We start from the raw sequence: 17,272 nt of genomic DNA on the forward strand, positions 1-17,272 counted from the left end.
ATGCCTTTATGTATTTCGTAATAAAATGATTAAAGGATTCGTCATCTGTCTGTGGGTATTGGATGGCGAAAGGTGCAATTTCGTCGTTAGAAGTATCCGAAATAATCCTTATGCTAGGAAAGGGTGATTCTAACTTTGTCTTATTGGATAATATTTCTACGGACTCAGCCCGATTCTCCTTTTCTTTGAAATTTACATCGCTATCGTGTATTGCTAAAATTACAATCATCGCCATTAATGATAAAATTGCTGCTACTAAAAAGATATCGATCCAAGTTCCTCTTCTCTTTTTCTGTAGTTTTCCCATGCTTTTTGCGCCCCTTTCGATGATAATCTCTTCGCAAGAGAAGTATTGTACTGTATTAAGCTAGCTCAAAAGCATATAGAGCTCATGATATGAGAGGATAAAACCTGTTTATCAAATCCCGTTAATACTAATTAACTATATATAGAACCTATTTGTTCTATAGTTCCTGAGGTAGAAGTGGTATCTATATTTATTGACGTTGTAGGTATATAAAATAGTTGAAGCTTTAAAAAAAGATTTTCTTCGTATTTAAGGAGATGATAAAAAAGACTAAAGCAAATTGCCTCAATCTGACATAACGTATCTATTTATTCACGCACTCTCTCTAGTTTAGTTCCTTCTTTATGGATAAAGGCAAAAGAAAAAAGCCTCGGAATCCTTGAATTAACAAGGTTTCTAAGGCTTTTCTTGTTGCTAAATGCAACCAAGTTTTATTAACGAGAGTAGAACTCTACGATTAATTGTTCGTTGATTTCAGCAGAAAGCTCTGAACGCTCTGGTAAACGTACGAAAGTACCTACTTTGTTGTCTGCATCAAATGAAAGGTATTCAGGTACGAAGTTGTTTACTTCGATTGCTTCAGATACAACTGAAAGGTTTTGAGATTTTTCACGAAGAGAAATCGTTTGACCTGGTTTTACTGAATAAGATGGGATATCAACGCGTTTACCATCAACTAAAACGTGACCGTGGTTAACTAATTGACGAGCTGCACGACGAGTGCGAGCTAAACCTAAACGGTAAACTAAGTTGTCAAGGCGAGTTTCAAGAAGAATCATGAAGTTTTCACCGTGTAGACCTTGTAATTTACCAGCTTTGTTGTAAAGGTTTTTGAATTGACGTTCAGTCATACCATACATGTGGCGAAGCTTTTGCTTCTCTTGTAATTGAAGACCGTATTCTGATAATTTCTTACGTTGGTTTGGACCGTGTTGGCCTGGTGCGTAAGGGCGTTTTTCGATTTCTTTACCTGTGCCGCTTAGAGAAATACCAAGACGACGAGAAAGTTTCCAAGATGGACCTGTATAACGAGACATATTGTGTCTCCTCCTTTAAATTTGGTTTTTTTGTAGTATAAAACAAAAACCAGTCGTACCCAGACTCACATGCATTTTATTTTCATGTATGTTCGCCCTTGCAGCCGTAGGGTTACTAATACCCCTTTCAAAATCGAATGAAGGAACAAAATACAATATAAGTTCATACAACTGCTGCGTTTATTTTACACAAAGACCATTGTAGCTTTTTTTAAAAAGACAGTCAAGAAAGAAGTGCTTTATATTTAGTATAGGAGTATGTTCAAGATTAAAATATCAAAATGAATGTTTGAGCTGGAGGTGGTGTACTGATTTTATAGACAAGAATTATAAGACTTGTTTTAGAAAAAAAAACCATAATACAATAGTCAAATAGACATAAAGAGTGTATACTTAAATATAAGTTAATAGTATTGATTCGTTAAGTTGAAAGAAAAGGTGATTTAATGAATGAACATCAGCGGATAATAACGAATATTAAATCTGACATATTGAATCTCTGCGTTAATTTAGAGGATTCAAGTAGCTTTAATGAGTATTTTAATTCATTTTTACATTCTTTGCAGCAGCATTTTGATATTACGAAAAGCTGTTTTTTAGTATACGAACTGGACATTTTAAAACCGTTAATGACTGATGTTGCACAGCGTAATTTTACAGGGATTCCTTGGTCACTTGTTGAAACTTATTTTGCTGCTGAAAAAGTGGTTGATGTGCCATATTTTTTAAATGAGAAGCAAGAGTTTAAAGACATGACGCATATGATGTTAGTTCGAGTAGGAAAAAAGTCTCCTGCAGGGATTTTATTGTTTCAACAAACTAACAAATGGCTAGATTTTTCGAAGTCTGAATATACAGAGGATTTAGTGGATGTCTTTTCTAAGGCAAGTACCCTAATGATGGAAAATCAGGAAGTACGTTTAAATGATAGTCAATATCGTAAACTTTATAATATGACTGAATTATTTCATTCAACAATGGATATTGATCTTATTTTACAAAATGTATTGTTCACCATTCGAGAAAACTTCCCTGATTTAGATGTTGAGCTTATTTTATCCAATGATCAGGATCGTCAAACGACAATTGATATAAAACCATTTGATTATTTGTCGGAGCGCCCATCTACAATCGAGGCATTTGTTTCAGGAGACATAACGACTGAATTAGCTGCAGACCTTGACCGTCATTTACTCAATGCACCAATTAAAGGCAGACAAGCGATTTATGGTATTTTACAAGTAAGTGCACCTAAGACATTTACTTTCACATCAACACAAAAGGAATTTATTCGAATGCTGGCGCAGGCTTCAGGGAATGCGCTAGAAAATGCAAAACTATATCATCAATCACATAGACTAATTAGTGATTTACAGCTAATTAATGAAACATCGCATCGCTTAAATATGAAGTTAAACATTGATGAAATGCTGTTATTCTTACAAAAACAGCTTATGAAATCTTTTCAGCCGATGGAAATGTGCTTTGTGTTTAAAGTAGAAGATTATTATAAGCTAACAGATTCGAGCACAGAACTATTTAAAACATTAGATGGCCGTATCTATATTGATCACGTTCAAAAGCATTTTGAACATACACAGGACTCTCTCTTTATCGCAGATTTTAGTAGATTGTTGGCAGAAGATGTTAAATATAAATCTATGATGGCTATACCAATGATTGTTGAGGAAAGCATAAATGGATTTAGTATTGTTCTTCATCGTGACCCGTATTTCTTCTCGTTTGATAGCTTTAAGCTCATGCAATCTCTAATTCAACATTCATCGCTTGCTATTTCTAACTCGATCCTTCGCAATCGATTACAGGATATGGTTGATCGTGATCATCTAACAAAGCTATTTGCAAGAAGTTATTTAGACAGTTTTGTAGAAAAATCATTGCAAAATGATGATTCAGGTATGTTTATGCTTATGGATATTGATAATTTTAAACGAGTAAACGATACTTATGGTCATCAGGTAGGGGATGAGGTATTAGTTCAGATTGGAGCTCAGTTACAAGGGTCCATTGGTACTAGAGGAATTTGTGCACGGTGGGGTGGAGAAGAGCTAGCCGTTTATATACCAAATATATTAGATAATGAAGCGTATAAGATTGCAGGACAAATTGTTAGTGATATTCCGAAAGTAACTAATCCGAAGGTAACGATATCCGCTGGGTTAATTACATGGCATAGAGCACAGCGCCCAGAATTCCAAACAGTCTTTTTACATGCTGATACTGCACTGTATAATGCTAAAAACAACGGTAAAAACCAAGTATGTATGTTTGATGAAAGCATGCAGCTACAACCATGAAAGGGCTTGTCTCGAAAAAATTGAGACAAGCCCTAATTTAGGGTGTGTATCTAAATATATTGCAATAGAGTTTCCGAAAATTGCTCAAGACCTAGACGATCCTCAAGAGAGAAGCGATTTTTTAAGGGACTATCAATATCAAGTACACCGACCACCATCCCGTCCTTAATTAATGGAATGACAATTTCTGAATTAGAAGCCGAATCACAGGCAATATGACCAGGGAAAGCGTGAACATCTTCAACGACAATCGTTTCCTTCTTTGCAGCTGCTACTCCGCAAACTCCACGACCAAGAGGGATACGGAAACATGCAGGTAAGCCTTGAAATGGTCCAAGTACGAGCTCACTATTTTTCATTAAATAAAAGCCGACCCAGTTTATATCTGTTAAAAATTGATTTAATAATGCTGAAGCATTACTATAATTTGCAATAGCATCACTTTCTCCTTGTAGTAATGCATCGAGTTGCTTTGCTAAAACATTGTATTGCTCACTAATAGAGCCTTCGTAGTTAATTTTTGAAAACATAAATGTGCCTCCGTTTAAAAATGGATATTATGGGAATAGAATATTGTAATGCTGGTGCAAATCCCTTGCTGTATGAGCATCAGAGCCAAAAACAAATGGCAAGCCAATAGATTTTGCATAGTCTATTAAATGAAAAGGAGGATAAGGCTCCTTACACAGTGGTTTACTTAGCCCAGCGCTATTTAAATCAAGTTCATAATTTCGTTCCTTCATCAGCTGAAATATGGATTGAATTACTCTATCATCATGGATTGATTCATTGTGCGCATGTTGGAATTTATGTACTAATGTTGGATGACCAATTCGCTTAGGTTTATATGGACCTAAATCGGCTAATATTGAATCTTGCACCGTTTTATAATATAAGTCATACAGAATATTTATGCCACCAACCTTATTAGCGAAATCTAAATAAACATCTTCTGAAAAATCGATGCAGCAATATTCGGTTCCCCATTGTAAAAAATGTACGGATAAAATGGCATCGTCTAAGAGAGGACCAACTTCATTTAAAAATTCCTTTGTTTGTTGTTCAAAACCACTTATATAATCAATTTCTAAACCGATATTAATGTTAATTTGATTTTTATATTGTAATTTTAATGTGTTTAATTGTTCGAAATACGGTTGTAACAACTTTTGGTCCATTCCGCTATCTTTATCAGGTGTAGGATCGTCAAAAGAAGGTGGAAGTGGTGCATGTTCTGTAAATGAAATATGAGTAAAATTATTTTGTATTGCTTTTTCTATATACTGTTCAAAGAGATCTATTGAACCGTGTGGGCAAAGGGGTGTATGGATATGTCCATCTATTTTCATAACATAGCTCCTCCTAATAATTACGAAATTATTTTAAACAAATTTAGTTAAAACATGGTATTATAGATACATTAGCCAATTCAGATATTTTGGAATAGGGGGCTTACAATGAAGTATATCATCATTGTCGTAGTCGTACTATTAGCATTATTAATTGTTGGTCTAGTTATTAGACGAAAACACAATGCAGAAATAGCACGACTTGAAAAGGAAAAATTGCAAATTCAGCATTATCCAATATATGAAGAACTAGCAAAAGTGAAAGCATTAAATATGAACGGACAAACTGAGGAGCTTTTTGAAAACTGGCGCAACGCTTGGATGGAAGTTTCTGATGTACATATAATTAAAATTGATTCCATGCTATTCGATGCGGAAGAATATATCGACCGCTTTAAATTTAAAAAGGCTACACAAATCGAAAAAGAAATTGAAGAAAAGTTAGCCTTGTGTGAAAAAACACGTTTGAAAGTATTAAATGAGTTAGAAGAACTGATAGGTAGTGAAGAAAAGAACCGAATTGAAATGGAGCAGTTAAAGGAATATCATCGTTCTGCCCGAAAAACGATATTGGCTCATCAGCATTCATTTGGACCAGCACTAGCACAATTAGAGAAACGATTAGAGCAATTTACCCCGAAATTCGAAGAGTTTGATCAACTTACTATTGAGGGGAATTACCTACAGGCACGTGAAACAGTGCTATCGTTGAATGCTGAAGCACAGCTGATTTTTACGTTACTTAGCGATATACCTTCTTTATTATCTGAAATTCAGACGAAAATTCCTACCGCTATTCATGAACTTCGAAATGGTCAACGTGAGATGGAGGAGCAATCGTATTACTTGTCTCATTTAGAGTTAACGGATTATTTAGAAGGGCTAGAAAAAGAGTTAGATGAATTGAAGCTTGCGATTGCAGAGTTAGATATATCAGCCGTAAAGCCACGTATTGATGAGATTAATGACGAAATTGATAATTACTATGATTTACTTGAAAAAGAAGTAATTGCGAAGAAATATGTCGATCGACATTGCTCGCCTATCCACGATACGTTAGAACAGGTTGTTCGTTTGACGCGAGAGGTAAACAACGAGGCAGCGTATGTTCAGCATAGCTATCGACTACCTGAAAATGAAGCAGAAATTCCAAAAAACTGTTTAAAAGAACTAGAAGTAATCGAAAAGAGATATGAATTGTTAGCCGATCGTGTAAACGAAGAAAAATCTGCCTATTCAAGTCTCCAAGAAGAGCTACTACAAATTAGTGAAGAAATAGAACGTATTAGTGAGGAGCAGGAAAGCTTCTCAAATCGATTAAAAAATTTACGAATTGATGAAAATAAAGCACGTCGTGAGCTTGATTCCTTACGTAAATTATTACAAGATACGGATCGTATGCTTGCGAAGGCCAATATTCCAGGAATTCCAGAAGAAATGGATGCCCGCTTAGAGGAAGCTGACGAACAATTATTTATCGTCATGCAAAGCTTACAGGAAATCCCACTCAATATGGAATTTGTACATCAAAATTTAACGAGTGCTAAAAAATGCATCGAGGATGTTAAAGCACATGCGGAGGAAATGATTGAAAATGTAATGCTTATTGAGCGAATTATTCAATATGGAAACCGTTACCGTGCTACAAATTCAGGTCTACACGCTAAACTACTTGAGGCAGAAGATGCTTTTCATCAATATCGTTATATAAAGGCATTAGAAGATGCAGCTGCAGCAGTCGAATCTGTTGAACCTGGGGCAATAAAACGTATTGAACAATTAGTTCAGGACGAATTTATGATAAAAATGCAAACATAACTATTCTATCATTAATCGTTTAGCGCTATAATAAATGCATTGTTTAACCACCACACTTCAAACGTGTAGGTGGTTTTATTTTGACGAATGGAATAAAAGAAGGTAGGATAACATGATTTACTTAGATAATAGTGCTACGACAAAGCCGTATAAGGAAGTACTAGACACATTTGTGCAAGTGAGTGAACGGTACTTTGCCAATCCAGCATCGATACATGAAGCGGGTGTAACGGCTAATAATTTATTAATGAGAGCACGAGAGCAAATCGCTCAAATCTTAAAAACGGAAGCAAAGGAAGTACTTTTTACAGCCGGCGGTACAGAGTCAAATAATTTTGCGATTTTTGGAACTGTAAAAGTAAATGCACATAGAGGAAAGCATATACTAACGACAGCCATTGAGCACCCTTCTGTAATAGAGGCAGTCAAACAATTGGCGAAGGATGGGTATGAGGTCGATTATTTACGAGTAGATAAGAATGGTGTCGTTTCATTAGATGAGCTCCGAAAAAAACTACGTAGAGATACAATTTTAGTGAGTATTATGCACGTTAATAATGAAATGGGAGCCATTCAACCAATTGAACAAGCTGCCAAAATAATTCATGAAAATAGTCGGGCTATTTTTCATGTAGATGCGGTGCAAAGCTTTGGTAAGCTTCCGATTACTTTTAGTGGTGAGGAGGGGCCAGATATTATTTCTATTTCAGGTCATAAAATTCACGCACTAAAAGGATCCGGTGTTATTGCTTTTCGAAAATCATTAGCGATCGAACCTTTCATTGTAGGTGGTGGTCAAGAGTTTGGCTTGCGAAGTGGTACTGTTGCTGTTCCACAAGCGGTAGCGTTGGCAAAAGCAGCACGTCTTGCAGTAGAAAGTATGGATGAAGCGTTTGCTCGTTATACGAAATGGGCAAAAGATTTACATTCATTTTTACAGGGATTTGGCTCAGATATTCGTATTTTATCTACCGAATCTGGGGCGCCGTATATATTATCGTTCAGTATACGTGGATTAAAAGGCGAAATTTTGATCAATGCATTACAAAAGCAAGGAATCATAGTTTCAACATCAAGTGCTTGCTCATCCAAGCAAACGAAGACAAGTCATGTTGTTGAAGCGCTGAATATTGAAAGCGAATTTAAAAAAGGCGTACTTCGTGTTAGCTTTGGAGCATTAACAGCAGAGCAGGATATTGCAACATTTAAAGAAGTATTTGGACAAGTAATGAAAGAGTTAAAAGGAGATATAGTATGATTTGGAAAGAAATGTTAATTCGATATGGTGAACTATCCACAAAAGGACGCAATAAAAATGATTTTATTAACCGACTACGCGAAAATATTCGGTATTCATTTAATGATCTGATGCCATTAAAAATTCGTGCAGAGCGAGATCGTATGTTTATCGAGATAGAAAATGAAGAAAAAATGAATAGCTTACTGGAACGATTACCAGAAGTTTTCGGAATTCAATCGTTTAGTCCTGTCGCTTCCTGTGAAAAGGATTTAGAGGAAATGAAGGCATTAGCTATCCGAATTATGGAGTTATATCAAGAGCAAGAAATAACTTTTAAAGTGGAGGTTCGACGTACAGATAAATCGTTCCCGCTCGACTCTCATGGGATTCAGCGAGAAATCGGCGGTGCCGTATTACGTACTTATCAAAATCTTTCAGTAAATGTAAAAAAACCAGCTGTCGAGCTGCGTGTGGAAGTACGTCAAGATGCTGTCTATATGATGGCGCAAATTATTCCAGGTGCAGGTGGAATGCCTATTGGATCGAATGGTAAATCGCTATTAATGCTTTCAGGTGGAATTGATAGCCCAGTTGCAGGTTATTTAATGATGAAGCGCGGTGTTCGTTTAGAGGCGATTCATTTTTATAGCCCACCATATACAAGTCAAAATTCACTACAGAAAGTAAAGGATTTGGCCAATGAATTAACAAAGTTCGGTGCCAAAATTCGTTTGCATATTATTCCGTTTACCGAACTTCAAGTGTTAATTAAAGAAAGAGTTCCAGAAAATGTGACAATGACTACTACTCGTCGAATGATGCTACGAGTGGCAGATAAAGTCCGTGAAGAAATCGGTGCACTTGCTATCGTTACAGGTGAAAGCTTAGGACAAGTTGCTTCACAAACATTAGAAAGCTTAACAGCCATTAATGATGTTACGAGTACACCTATATTACGACCGTTAATCGCTTCGGATAAGTTAGATATTATTGAAATTGCAGAGCGTATCGGAACGTATGAAACATCGATTCAGCCATATGAAGACTGCTGTACAATTTTCACACCTGCAAGTCCTAAAACAAAGCCAAGACTTGAAAAGGTTTTGCGTTATGAAAGCTTTACGGAGTTTGATGAATATATTGAACGTGCTGTGAAAAATCGTGAAGTACACATCTTACCGGAAAAGAAAGTTTTGAAAGATGAATTTGCTGAGTTGTTATAATTTCATTCCCGCGTAGCTACTAATTCACATCGAGTAAAATTTCTTAATCGATGAATATATTACCTATTTTTTTTTAGTATTAATTTTTCCTCCTGGCGCATTCTAATTGCACAAGGAGGTGATACAAATGACTTCAAACAATCGTAGTTCCAACAAGCTTGCAGTACCTGGTGTTCAACAAGCTCTTGATCAAATGAAATACGAAATTGCACAAGAGTTCGGCGTGCAACTTGGAGGAGAAGCATCTTCACGTGCTAACGGTTCAGTAGGTGGCGAGATTACAAAACGTCTTGTTCAAATGGCTGAGCAGCAATTACGTGGCACAAACTCAAATCAATAAAAAAACAAAAAGGTGTCTCGGATTTTCGAGGCACCTTTTATTATGTACATTAAACTGTTTGAGTATAAGCATGGAAAAAATATGTGTGTGAATTTTTTGAAAAATAAAAAATTCGGAAGTATAATTAATATTGTAAGCTAAAAGGGACAAGGGGGAAAATGACATGAATCGGGACTATTTAATAGCACCTCAAGAGTACAACCTTGTGGATGAAATTGAAAAGCATGCAATTTCTAGAGAAAAAAAAGCATTACTAATCCATCATGAAAATGATGAAATTGAAGAAATTACATATGCAGAGTTACTTCAGAGAGCAAATCAGGTCGCCAATGTGTTCAAAAATAGTGGGCTTCAAAAAGGTGATGTATTGCTCGTTATGGTACCGCGTTCAGTAGAAGCATATGTTACTTACATCGGTGCGTTAAAGGCAGGATTGTCGATTATTCCAAGCTCAGAACTACTTCGTGCGAAGGATATCGATTATCGAATAACGCATGCAGAAGCAAAGGGCATCGTTGCATTTGAGGATTATATAGAAGAATTTGACCATGTACAGCACTTGGAGGGATTACAGCTCTATGTAGTTGGGGCAGCGCATGAACCATGGGTGCCATTGATGGATCTCGCAAAAAAAGAAGAAGATCAATTTATAGGGGTTCAAACAACATCAAGTGATATTGCATTTATTGCGTACACAAGTGGTACAACAGGTAATCCGAAAGGTGCAATTCATACACATGGGTGGGCATATGCACATTTACGTACTACTGCTAAAAGCTGGTTAGGTGTTGAAGAGGACGACCTTGTTTGGGCAACTGCAGCACCAGGATGGCAAAAATGGATTTGGAGTCCATTCTTAGCTTCCTTAGGTAGTGGTGCAACTGCATTTGTTTATACAGGGAAGTTTGAACCAACTACGTATTTAAGATTAATACAACAGCATAAAATAAATGTATTATGCTGCACACCTACGGAATATCGATTAATGGCTAAGGCAGAAAACTTAAGCTCGTATAATTTAACAGCAATGCATAGTGCTGTTTCAGCAGGTGAGCCATTAAATCGTGAAGTTATTGATACATTTGTTCGTGAATTTAATGTTAGAGTGAGAGACGGCTATGGACAAACAGAAAACACTCTATTAGTTGGAACTCTGGTAGGGATGGAATCACGCCCTGGTTCAATGGGAAAACCAACACCAGGAAACCATGTGGACATTATCGATGAATTTGGTGAAGTTGTAGCTCCTGGAGTAATTGGAGATATTGCTGTGCATAAATCAACTCCAGCATTATTTAGAGGTTATTTAAAGGACCCTGAGCGTACCTCTATGCAGTTCCGTGGAGACTGGTATATTACAGGGGATCAAGCACGAAAAGATGAAGATGGATATTTTTGGTTTGAAGGTCGTGGCGACGATATTATTATTTCATCAGGTTATACAATCGGACCTTTTGAAGTGGAAGATGCTCTTGTAAAGCATCCTGCTGTTCGAGAGTGTGCGGTTGTGGCAAGCCCTGACGAAATACGTGGTAGTATTGTAAAAGCATTCGTTGTATTGCGTGATGAAAATCTTAAAAATAGTCCGACGATTATAAAGGAATTGCAAAATCATGTTAAAGAATTAACGGCACCGTATAAGTATCCACGCCAAATCGAATTTTTAGAGGATTTGCCGAAAACTATTTCAGGGAAAATCCGTCGTGTCGAATTACGAAAGAACGAGCAAAATAAGTAGCACATTTAAACTATTTCCTAGGAAATAGAAAGGCATTTTCATAGTTTATGAAAATGCCTTTTCATATTTTCCGACTCTTCACCATAACTGGGGGTTGATTTCCGTTGCACCAGAGGACAACAGATGTTTTGTGTAGATAAATTGTCACACGACATGACGGTTTTAGCCTTTGTTCCTCTCTAGACGCTAATCCCAAAGGAAAATAATTGGTTCCACTCCAATCAACGAACGCTATATTTAAAATGTCATAAATATTTAGCAAAAAGTTTTATTCAGAATTAATTTTTAGCACACGTAATGTAGAGCGGCGAGTGTAGTTGACGGCTACGCCTTTCGCTACAGAGCACAGCTTCCAGCGGGATGAGCTTGAGCTGAAAGGCCCGCAGGAACACAGTGAAATTTTATTTTGCGACGAAAGTGGTAGTGTCAGGAGCAACGAGGAGATTGAAGCCAAGCCCGCGGAAAGCGTCCGTTTGGAGTGTAGTGTGCGGTGTATTTATAGCAACCACCTATTTCCCCCATAAATAATCAATTTATTTTTAAAAAAGGGAAACATTTATTGTGTTGAATCGTATACACTTAGAGAAGGAGGCGATATTATGAATTCAAAAAGATGGATAGCGTTAATTACTGCGGCAGTATTAATGTTATTTTCTGTTGGCTTGAATACGATTTTTGCGATATTCAAAAATGATTTTTTCGAAAGCTTCGACAGTGCCATGAGCATGGGAACTGAAGAAATGACATTTTTCGAAACGTCGATTGAAGGCGACGATTGGGATAATCGTATTGCACTATTAAATGTGGATGGAACAATTCTAGATGTAGGCTCAAGTACATATTGGGAGGAAGTAGCGTATGATCACCAACTATTTTTATCCCAATTAGATGCAATATTAAATGACGATACAGTAAAGGCAGTAGTGCTTTCAGTTAATAGCCCTGGTGGTGGTGTGCTAGAGTCGGCTGAGATTCACGAAAAAATAGTTCAAATTAAAGAGGAGCGAGGCATTCCTATTTATGTTTCAATGGGATCGATGGCTGCTTCTGGTGGGTATTATATTGCAGCACCAGCAGATAAGATTTTTGCGCAAAAAGAGACGATTACAGGTTCAATCGGTGTTATTATGCAAAGTTATAACTTCGAAAAGCTTGCAGAAAAAGTAGGTATTGAATTTGAAACGATAAAATCTGGTGCGCATAAGGATATGCTAGGTGGCACGCGTGCAACTTCTGAGGAAGAGCTTGCAATGGTTCAGGAAATGATTAATGAAATGTATGAGGATTTTGTAGACATTGTAGAGACAGGACGAAACATGTCAGAGGCAGATGTGAAGAAGGTTGCGGACGGTCGTATTTTAGGTGGTACACAAGCGTTAAAAGCTGGTTTAGTTGATGAAATTGGAAAATTAGATGATACAATCGCTGCTATTCGCGCAGACTACGATTTAGAAGGTGCACAACTATTTGAATATTCTTCAATGAATGATAGCTGGGGTAGTTTATTAGGCATGAAAATCAGTTCATTTGTAGGCCCTTCAGCTGAGGAGCGCTATGTAATGGATCTTTTATCAGCATACAATTCTCAACGAATGATGTACCTATATGGTGGACAATAAGAAAGGGGGATTTGATATGTTTGAAAATGAAGAAATAGAAACAGTCATTCCTCCACAGCCAGTCATTCACGAAAGTGAGGTTTATAAAAATAAAGCAGCTGGTTTTTGGATGCGTTTTTGGGCATTTACAATTGATTCTCTTATTGTAGCTGCTATTATCGGCATTCTTATTAATCCTATCTTTCTTTTAATGGATTGGAGCTTAAACGAATCTGTCTGGTATGCACCAATTGTTATCATTTCCGGCGTTATTTATTATTCATATTTTGTTATTTTTACGAAGTTTTTCTCACAAACACTTGGAAAAATGATACTAGGTTTACGTGTGCAGAAGGATAATGGAGAGCCACTTGATTGGAGCACGGTCATTTTCAGAGAATGTATCGGCCGATTTATTAGTAATACCTTCTTTAAAGTTCCATATTTACTTGTTATTTTTACACCACAACATAAAGGTGTTCATGACTTTGTTGCTGATACGTCGGTAATCCATGAACACGCCTACTTAAAAGAGAAAAGAATAAACGAGCCGAATATGGAAGCAACTACAATAACATCATCGACAATTTAATCTGTATAGAAGGTAGCCCAGAATAAACTGTTTTGGGTTACTTTTTATTTTATATCTTTTCTTTAGTAGCAACAATCTTTAACGAACCAAGTTCCAATAGTTGCATTTTTCCAATTAGATTTAGTAAGATAAATTCATAATAAGGAGGCGTTTTTCATGGTACAAACAACATTTAAAAACAATCCAGTTACCCTTGTTGGTAACGAGGTCAAAGTAGGTGACCAAGCACCGGATTTCCAAGTGCTTGCAAACGACTTATCTCAAGTAACATTAAAGGATTCAGAAGGTAAAATTCGTCTTATTAGCGTTGTACCATCTATAGATACGGGTGTGTGTGATGCACAAACGCGTAAATTCAATGAGGCCGCTGCGGAGCTTGGCGACAATGTCATTATTTATACAGTTTCAATGGACTTACCATTTGCGCAAAAACGTTGGTGTGGTGCTGCAGGAATCGATCAAGTTGTAACAGTATCCGATCACCGTGATGCATCATTTGGAGAAGCGTACGGTGTACTGATACAAAGCTTACGATTATTAACGCGCTCAGTTTTTGTTATTGATGCTGAAGGAAAAGTGGCGTATGTAGAATATGTACCGGAAGCAACAAACCATCCAAATTACGACGGTGCAATCGAAGCTGTAAAAGCATTAACAAAATAATTTCTTTTATCGGAAGTTCGATTTATAGTAATGTATATACTAGAGTTTTAAAAGAACCCACTTCATAAAAGTGGGTTCTTTATTTGCCCGTAAGAAGGCAATTTATATCCATTTCGGAAAGGGAGTTTAGAATGGAAAAGTTCGAGCTGATTTTTAATCATATTAATACACATGCTGAACAATTCGAGCAGCAGGAGATGACATACTTGGAGGGCGTATTAGCTGCTCTTGAAGGTACGCTTGACGGGCAGTTTGATTGGCGTGTGGATGGTGCGACAAAGGAAGATATGCGCAAGGCAATTCAGATTGCCATTTTAAAGGGTATGCGTAAAGGTTCACAGCCGAATCACCAAATGACACCAGATACACTTGGTCTTTTAGTCGGTTATTTCGTTGAGCAATTTTTTGAGGGTGAACTAGGAAAAGGCTCGATTTCTGTTGCAGATTTAGCGTTAGGAACAGGAAATTTAATGCTAACTGTAATGAATTTATTAGAAGGTAAAATAGAAGCAACAGGTGTTGAGGTCGATGAGTTATTAATTCGTTTAGCAGCGGCAGCAGCAGACTTGACTCAGCAACCAATTTCACTATTCCGTCAAGATGCCCTGGAGTCATTATTATTAGATCCAGTAGATGCTATCATTTGTGATCTACCGGTAGGGTATTATCCTAATGAGGAAGTGTCGCTCGACTATGAATTATGTGCAACAGGTGGAATGAGCTATTCTCATCATTTATTTATAGAGCAGTCATTGAAACATACAAAAGAAGGCGGCTATTTATTTTTCATAGTGCCAGCTAATCTGTTTGAAACGGAACAAGCAAAGCAACTGCATAAATTTATAAAAAATCATGCGTGGATTCAAGCTGTAATACAATTGCCAGAAAATATGTTTTCAAGCAAAGCATATGAAAAGAGTATTGTTATTTTGCAAAAGCAAAGCGGACATTTAAAAGCGCCGAGAGAGGTACTTCTTGCCAAAGTTCCTAATTTGTCGAATAAACAAGCTTTAGCTATGTTTTTCGAAAAGGTACAAATTTGGAAAGAAAATAAATAACAAAAAGGAGAACAACTTCTATCGTTGTTCTCCTTCTAATATTAATGAAGCGTTTTCAATATCGAAACAATTAGAATCACTCTGGCGTACGAATAACAAGTACATCGCATTTAGCAGAACGTACAATTGCTTCTGATACTGAACCAATTAAGAAACGCTCAACTGCGTTAAGTCCAGTAGCTCCACAAATGATTAAGTCTGCTTCAACAACTTTAGAAAGCTCTTTAGTAATGATGTTTTTTGGTGAACCGTATTCGATCACTAAATTAACGTTTGCAATACCTTCAGCCTCAGCTTGTTTTTTGTAGCCTTCTAATAATTCTTCAGAATGCTGTTGAGCACGTTCAGCAATTGAACGGTCATAAGCTTCAATCGCTGCAAAAGAGCGAGTATCGATAACGTTTACTAAGTTTAAAGTAGCACCAACATTACGTTTTGCAACGTCGATTGATTTACGGAACGCGTATTCTGCCTCTTTTGAACCATCTACTGCTACCACAATACTTTTATAATGATTTGCCATTTCCATTTCCTCCTTTGTCTGTATATACCTAATTATAGCAAATGTTTTTCAGATGAAAATACCTAACCTATAAAAATTGTAAATATTTCAGATGAAATCTGTAGAATAAGCGAAAATTTTCTTTTAAAACGATTGTATTTGCTTGTAAGAGGAAAAAATTGTCGATTCATTACATAGCTTACAATAGTTTTGTTTATCAATTGTTTGAAAAATAAAAATTTTTTAAAAGGAGCGGTTGCGTTACTAGCTATTGCCTATGATTTATTGGTAAAATTGTTAAAAAGAAGATGGATAGAATAATATGTACACACTTAGGAGGATGGATAGCATGAAGATTGGCGTACCGAAAGAAATTAAAAACAATGAAAATCGTGTTGCAATGACACCAGCAGGAGTAGTGACATTAACATCAGCGGGTCATCAAGTGTTGATAGAAAAAGGAGCAGGTTTAGGCTCCTCGTTTACTGATGAGGATTATAAGCAAGCAGGTGCCATCATTGTTGATACGGCAAAGGAAGCATGGGCTGCTGAAATGGTAATGAAGGTAAAGGAGCCTATCGAGAGTGAGTATTGTTATTTTTATGATGGGCTTATCTTATTTACTTACTTACATTTAGCACCAGAGCCAGAATTAACAGAGGCGCTCCTTAGTAAAAATGTAGTTGGTATTGCATATGAAACGGTACAATTACCGAATCGCTCATTACCATTATTAACGCCAATGAGTGAGGTTGCAGGGAAAATGGCCACTCAAATTGGGGCGCAATATTTAGAGAAAATGGAAGGTGGAAAAGGCGTTTTACTTGGTGGTGTATCAGGTGTACAACGAGGAAAGGTAACAGTTATTGGTGGCGGAATTGCTGGGACGAATGCAGCAAAAATTGCGGTTGGTATGGGTGCAGATGTAACGGTAATTGATTTGAGTGCAGAGCGTTTACGCCAACTAGAAGATTTATTCGGTCGTGATGTACAAACATTAATGTCTAATCCATTTAATATTGCAGATAGTGTGAAAAACTCGGATTTAGTTGTAGGAGCTGTTTTAATTCCTGGAGCAAAGGCGCCGAAGCTTGTGACAGAGGAAATGATACGATCGATGCAGCCAGGCTCTGTTGTTGTGGATGTTGCGATTGATCAAGGTGGAATCTTTGAGACAAGTGATCGTGTTACAACTCATGATAATCCAGTTTATATTAAGCATGGGGTTGTTCACTATGCTGTAGCGAATATGCCGGGAGCTGTTCCACGGACTTCGACGATTGCACTAACGAATAATACAGTTCCTTATGCATTACAAATTGCAAATAATGGCTATATAAAAGCTTGTTTAAATAACCCAGCATTAAAATTAGGATTAAATACAGTCGAAGGAAAACTTGTGTATAAGGCAGTTGCAGATGCACAGAATATAGAATATACAGCGGTTGACGATGTCTTAAATGAATTATTTGCGTTAAATTAACGTCGT

General features: G+C 36.8%; 15 protein-coding genes and 1 pseudogene. 11 read left to right on the forward strand and 5 right to left on the reverse strand.

What is annotated here, in order from left to right:
- Positions 1-307, reverse strand: a pseudogene (locus V4T18_RS15860) (polysaccharide deacetylase family protein); the annotation flags it as partial.
- 434 nt (positions 308-741) lie between these two features.
- The gene (gene rpsD / locus V4T18_RS15865; RefSeq protein ID WP_332651042.1) at positions 742-1,344 is read right to left on the reverse strand and encodes a 30S ribosomal protein S4; all 603 of its coding nucleotides are present in this window, start codon (positions 1,342-1,344) and stop codon (positions 742-744) included.
- A 446-nt stretch (positions 1,345-1,790) separates the two neighbouring features.
- Here rpsD and V4T18_RS15870 point away from each other — a divergent pair, with 446 nt between their 5' ends.
- The gene (locus tag V4T18_RS15870) at positions 1,791-3,662 is read left to right on the forward strand and encodes a sensor domain-containing diguanylate cyclase (RefSeq protein WP_332651045.1); all 1,872 of its coding nucleotides are present in this window, start codon (positions 1,791-1,793) and stop codon (positions 3,660-3,662) included.
- A gap of 50 nt (positions 3,663-3,712) precedes the next feature.
- Here the strand turns inward: V4T18_RS15870 and V4T18_RS15875 are convergent, their stop codons facing one another.
- Both V4T18_RS15875 and hisJ read right to left on the reverse strand, forming a co-directional pair.
- The gene (locus V4T18_RS15875; protein WP_332651048.1) at positions 3,713-4,192 is read right to left on the reverse strand and encodes a GAF domain-containing protein; all 480 of its coding nucleotides are present in this window, start codon (positions 4,190-4,192) and stop codon (positions 3,713-3,715) included.
- 27 nt (positions 4,193-4,219) lie between these two features.
- Positions 4,220-5,011, reverse strand: a complete 792-nt coding sequence (hisJ, locus tag V4T18_RS15880; protein WP_332651051.1) for a histidinol-phosphatase HisJ — start codon at positions 5,009-5,011, stop codon at positions 4,220-4,222.
- A 108-nt stretch (positions 5,012-5,119) separates the two neighbouring features.
- Here hisJ and ezrA point away from each other — a divergent pair, with 108 nt between their 5' ends.
- The 9 genes from ezrA to V4T18_RS15925 all read left to right on the forward strand — a co-directional run bounded on the left by ezrA (position 5,120) and on the right by V4T18_RS15925 (position 15,281).
- Positions 5,120-6,829 carry a septation ring formation regulator EzrA gene (gene ezrA / locus V4T18_RS15885; RefSeq protein WP_332651054.1) on the forward strand — a complete coding sequence of 570 codons (1,710 nt, stop codon included), beginning with the start codon at positions 5,120-5,122 and terminating at the stop codon, positions 6,827-6,829.
- A gap of 112 nt (positions 6,830-6,941) precedes the next feature.
- Entirely contained in the window at positions 6,942-8,087 is a 1,146-nt protein-coding gene (locus V4T18_RS15890) for a cysteine desulfurase family protein (RefSeq protein ID WP_332651056.1), read from the forward strand.
- Positions 8,084-9,292 carry a tRNA uracil 4-sulfurtransferase ThiI gene (gene thiI, locus V4T18_RS15895; RefSeq protein ID WP_332651059.1) on the forward strand — a complete coding sequence of 403 codons (1,209 nt, stop codon included), beginning with the start codon at positions 8,084-8,086 and terminating at the stop codon, positions 9,290-9,292. The genes V4T18_RS15890 and thiI overlap by 4 nt, the downstream gene beginning before the upstream one ends.
- Before the next feature lie 127 nt (positions 9,293-9,419).
- The gene (locus tag V4T18_RS15900) at positions 9,420-9,632 is read left to right on the forward strand and encodes an alpha/beta-type small acid-soluble spore protein (RefSeq protein WP_332651061.1); all 213 of its coding nucleotides are present in this window, start codon (positions 9,420-9,422) and stop codon (positions 9,630-9,632) included.
- 163 nt (positions 9,633-9,795) lie between these two features.
- The gene (gene mbcS, locus V4T18_RS15905) at positions 9,796-11,370 is read left to right on the forward strand and encodes an acyl-CoA synthetase MbcS (RefSeq protein ID WP_332651064.1); all 1,575 of its coding nucleotides are present in this window, start codon (positions 9,796-9,798) and stop codon (positions 11,368-11,370) included.
- 599 nt (positions 11,371-11,969) lie between these two features.
- Positions 11,970-12,989, forward strand: coding sequence for a signal peptide peptidase SppA (sppA, locus tag V4T18_RS15910; protein ID WP_332651067.1), 1,020 nt, complete (start codon positions 11,970-11,972; stop codon positions 12,987-12,989).
- Between the two features lie 16 nt (positions 12,990-13,005).
- Positions 13,006-13,560 (forward strand): RDD family protein, encoded by a 555-nt coding sequence (locus tag V4T18_RS15915; RefSeq protein WP_332651070.1) that lies wholly within the window; start codon positions 13,006-13,008, stop codon positions 13,558-13,560.
- 156 nt (positions 13,561-13,716) lie between these two features.
- Positions 13,717-14,223 (forward strand): thiol peroxidase, encoded by a 507-nt coding sequence (tpx, locus tag V4T18_RS15920; RefSeq protein WP_332651075.1) that lies wholly within the window; start codon positions 13,717-13,719, stop codon positions 14,221-14,223.
- A gap of 131 nt (positions 14,224-14,354) precedes the next feature.
- Positions 14,355-15,281, forward strand: a complete 927-nt coding sequence (locus V4T18_RS15925) for a class I SAM-dependent methyltransferase (RefSeq protein ID WP_332651077.1) — start codon at positions 14,355-14,357, stop codon at positions 15,279-15,281.
- 76 nt (positions 15,282-15,357) lie between these two features.
- Here the strand turns inward: V4T18_RS15925 and V4T18_RS15930 are convergent, their stop codons facing one another.
- Positions 15,358-15,804: a universal stress protein gene (locus V4T18_RS15930; RefSeq protein ID WP_332651079.1), complete on the reverse strand. Its 447-nt coding sequence runs from the start codon at positions 15,802-15,804 to the stop codon at positions 15,358-15,360.
- Positions 15,805-16,132: 328 nt separating this feature from the next.
- Here V4T18_RS15930 and ald point away from each other — a divergent pair, with 328 nt between their 5' ends.
- The gene (gene ald / locus V4T18_RS15935; RefSeq protein ID WP_332651081.1) at positions 16,133-17,266 is read left to right on the forward strand and encodes an alanine dehydrogenase; all 1,134 of its coding nucleotides are present in this window, start codon (positions 16,133-16,135) and stop codon (positions 17,264-17,266) included.
- Positions 17,267-17,272: the final 6 nt, after the last annotated feature.

The sequence above is a fragment of the Lysinibacillus sp. 54212 genome, from assembly GCF_036662795.1.
GTDB lineage: Bacteria > Bacillota > Bacilli > Bacillales_A > Planococcaceae > Lysinibacillus_B.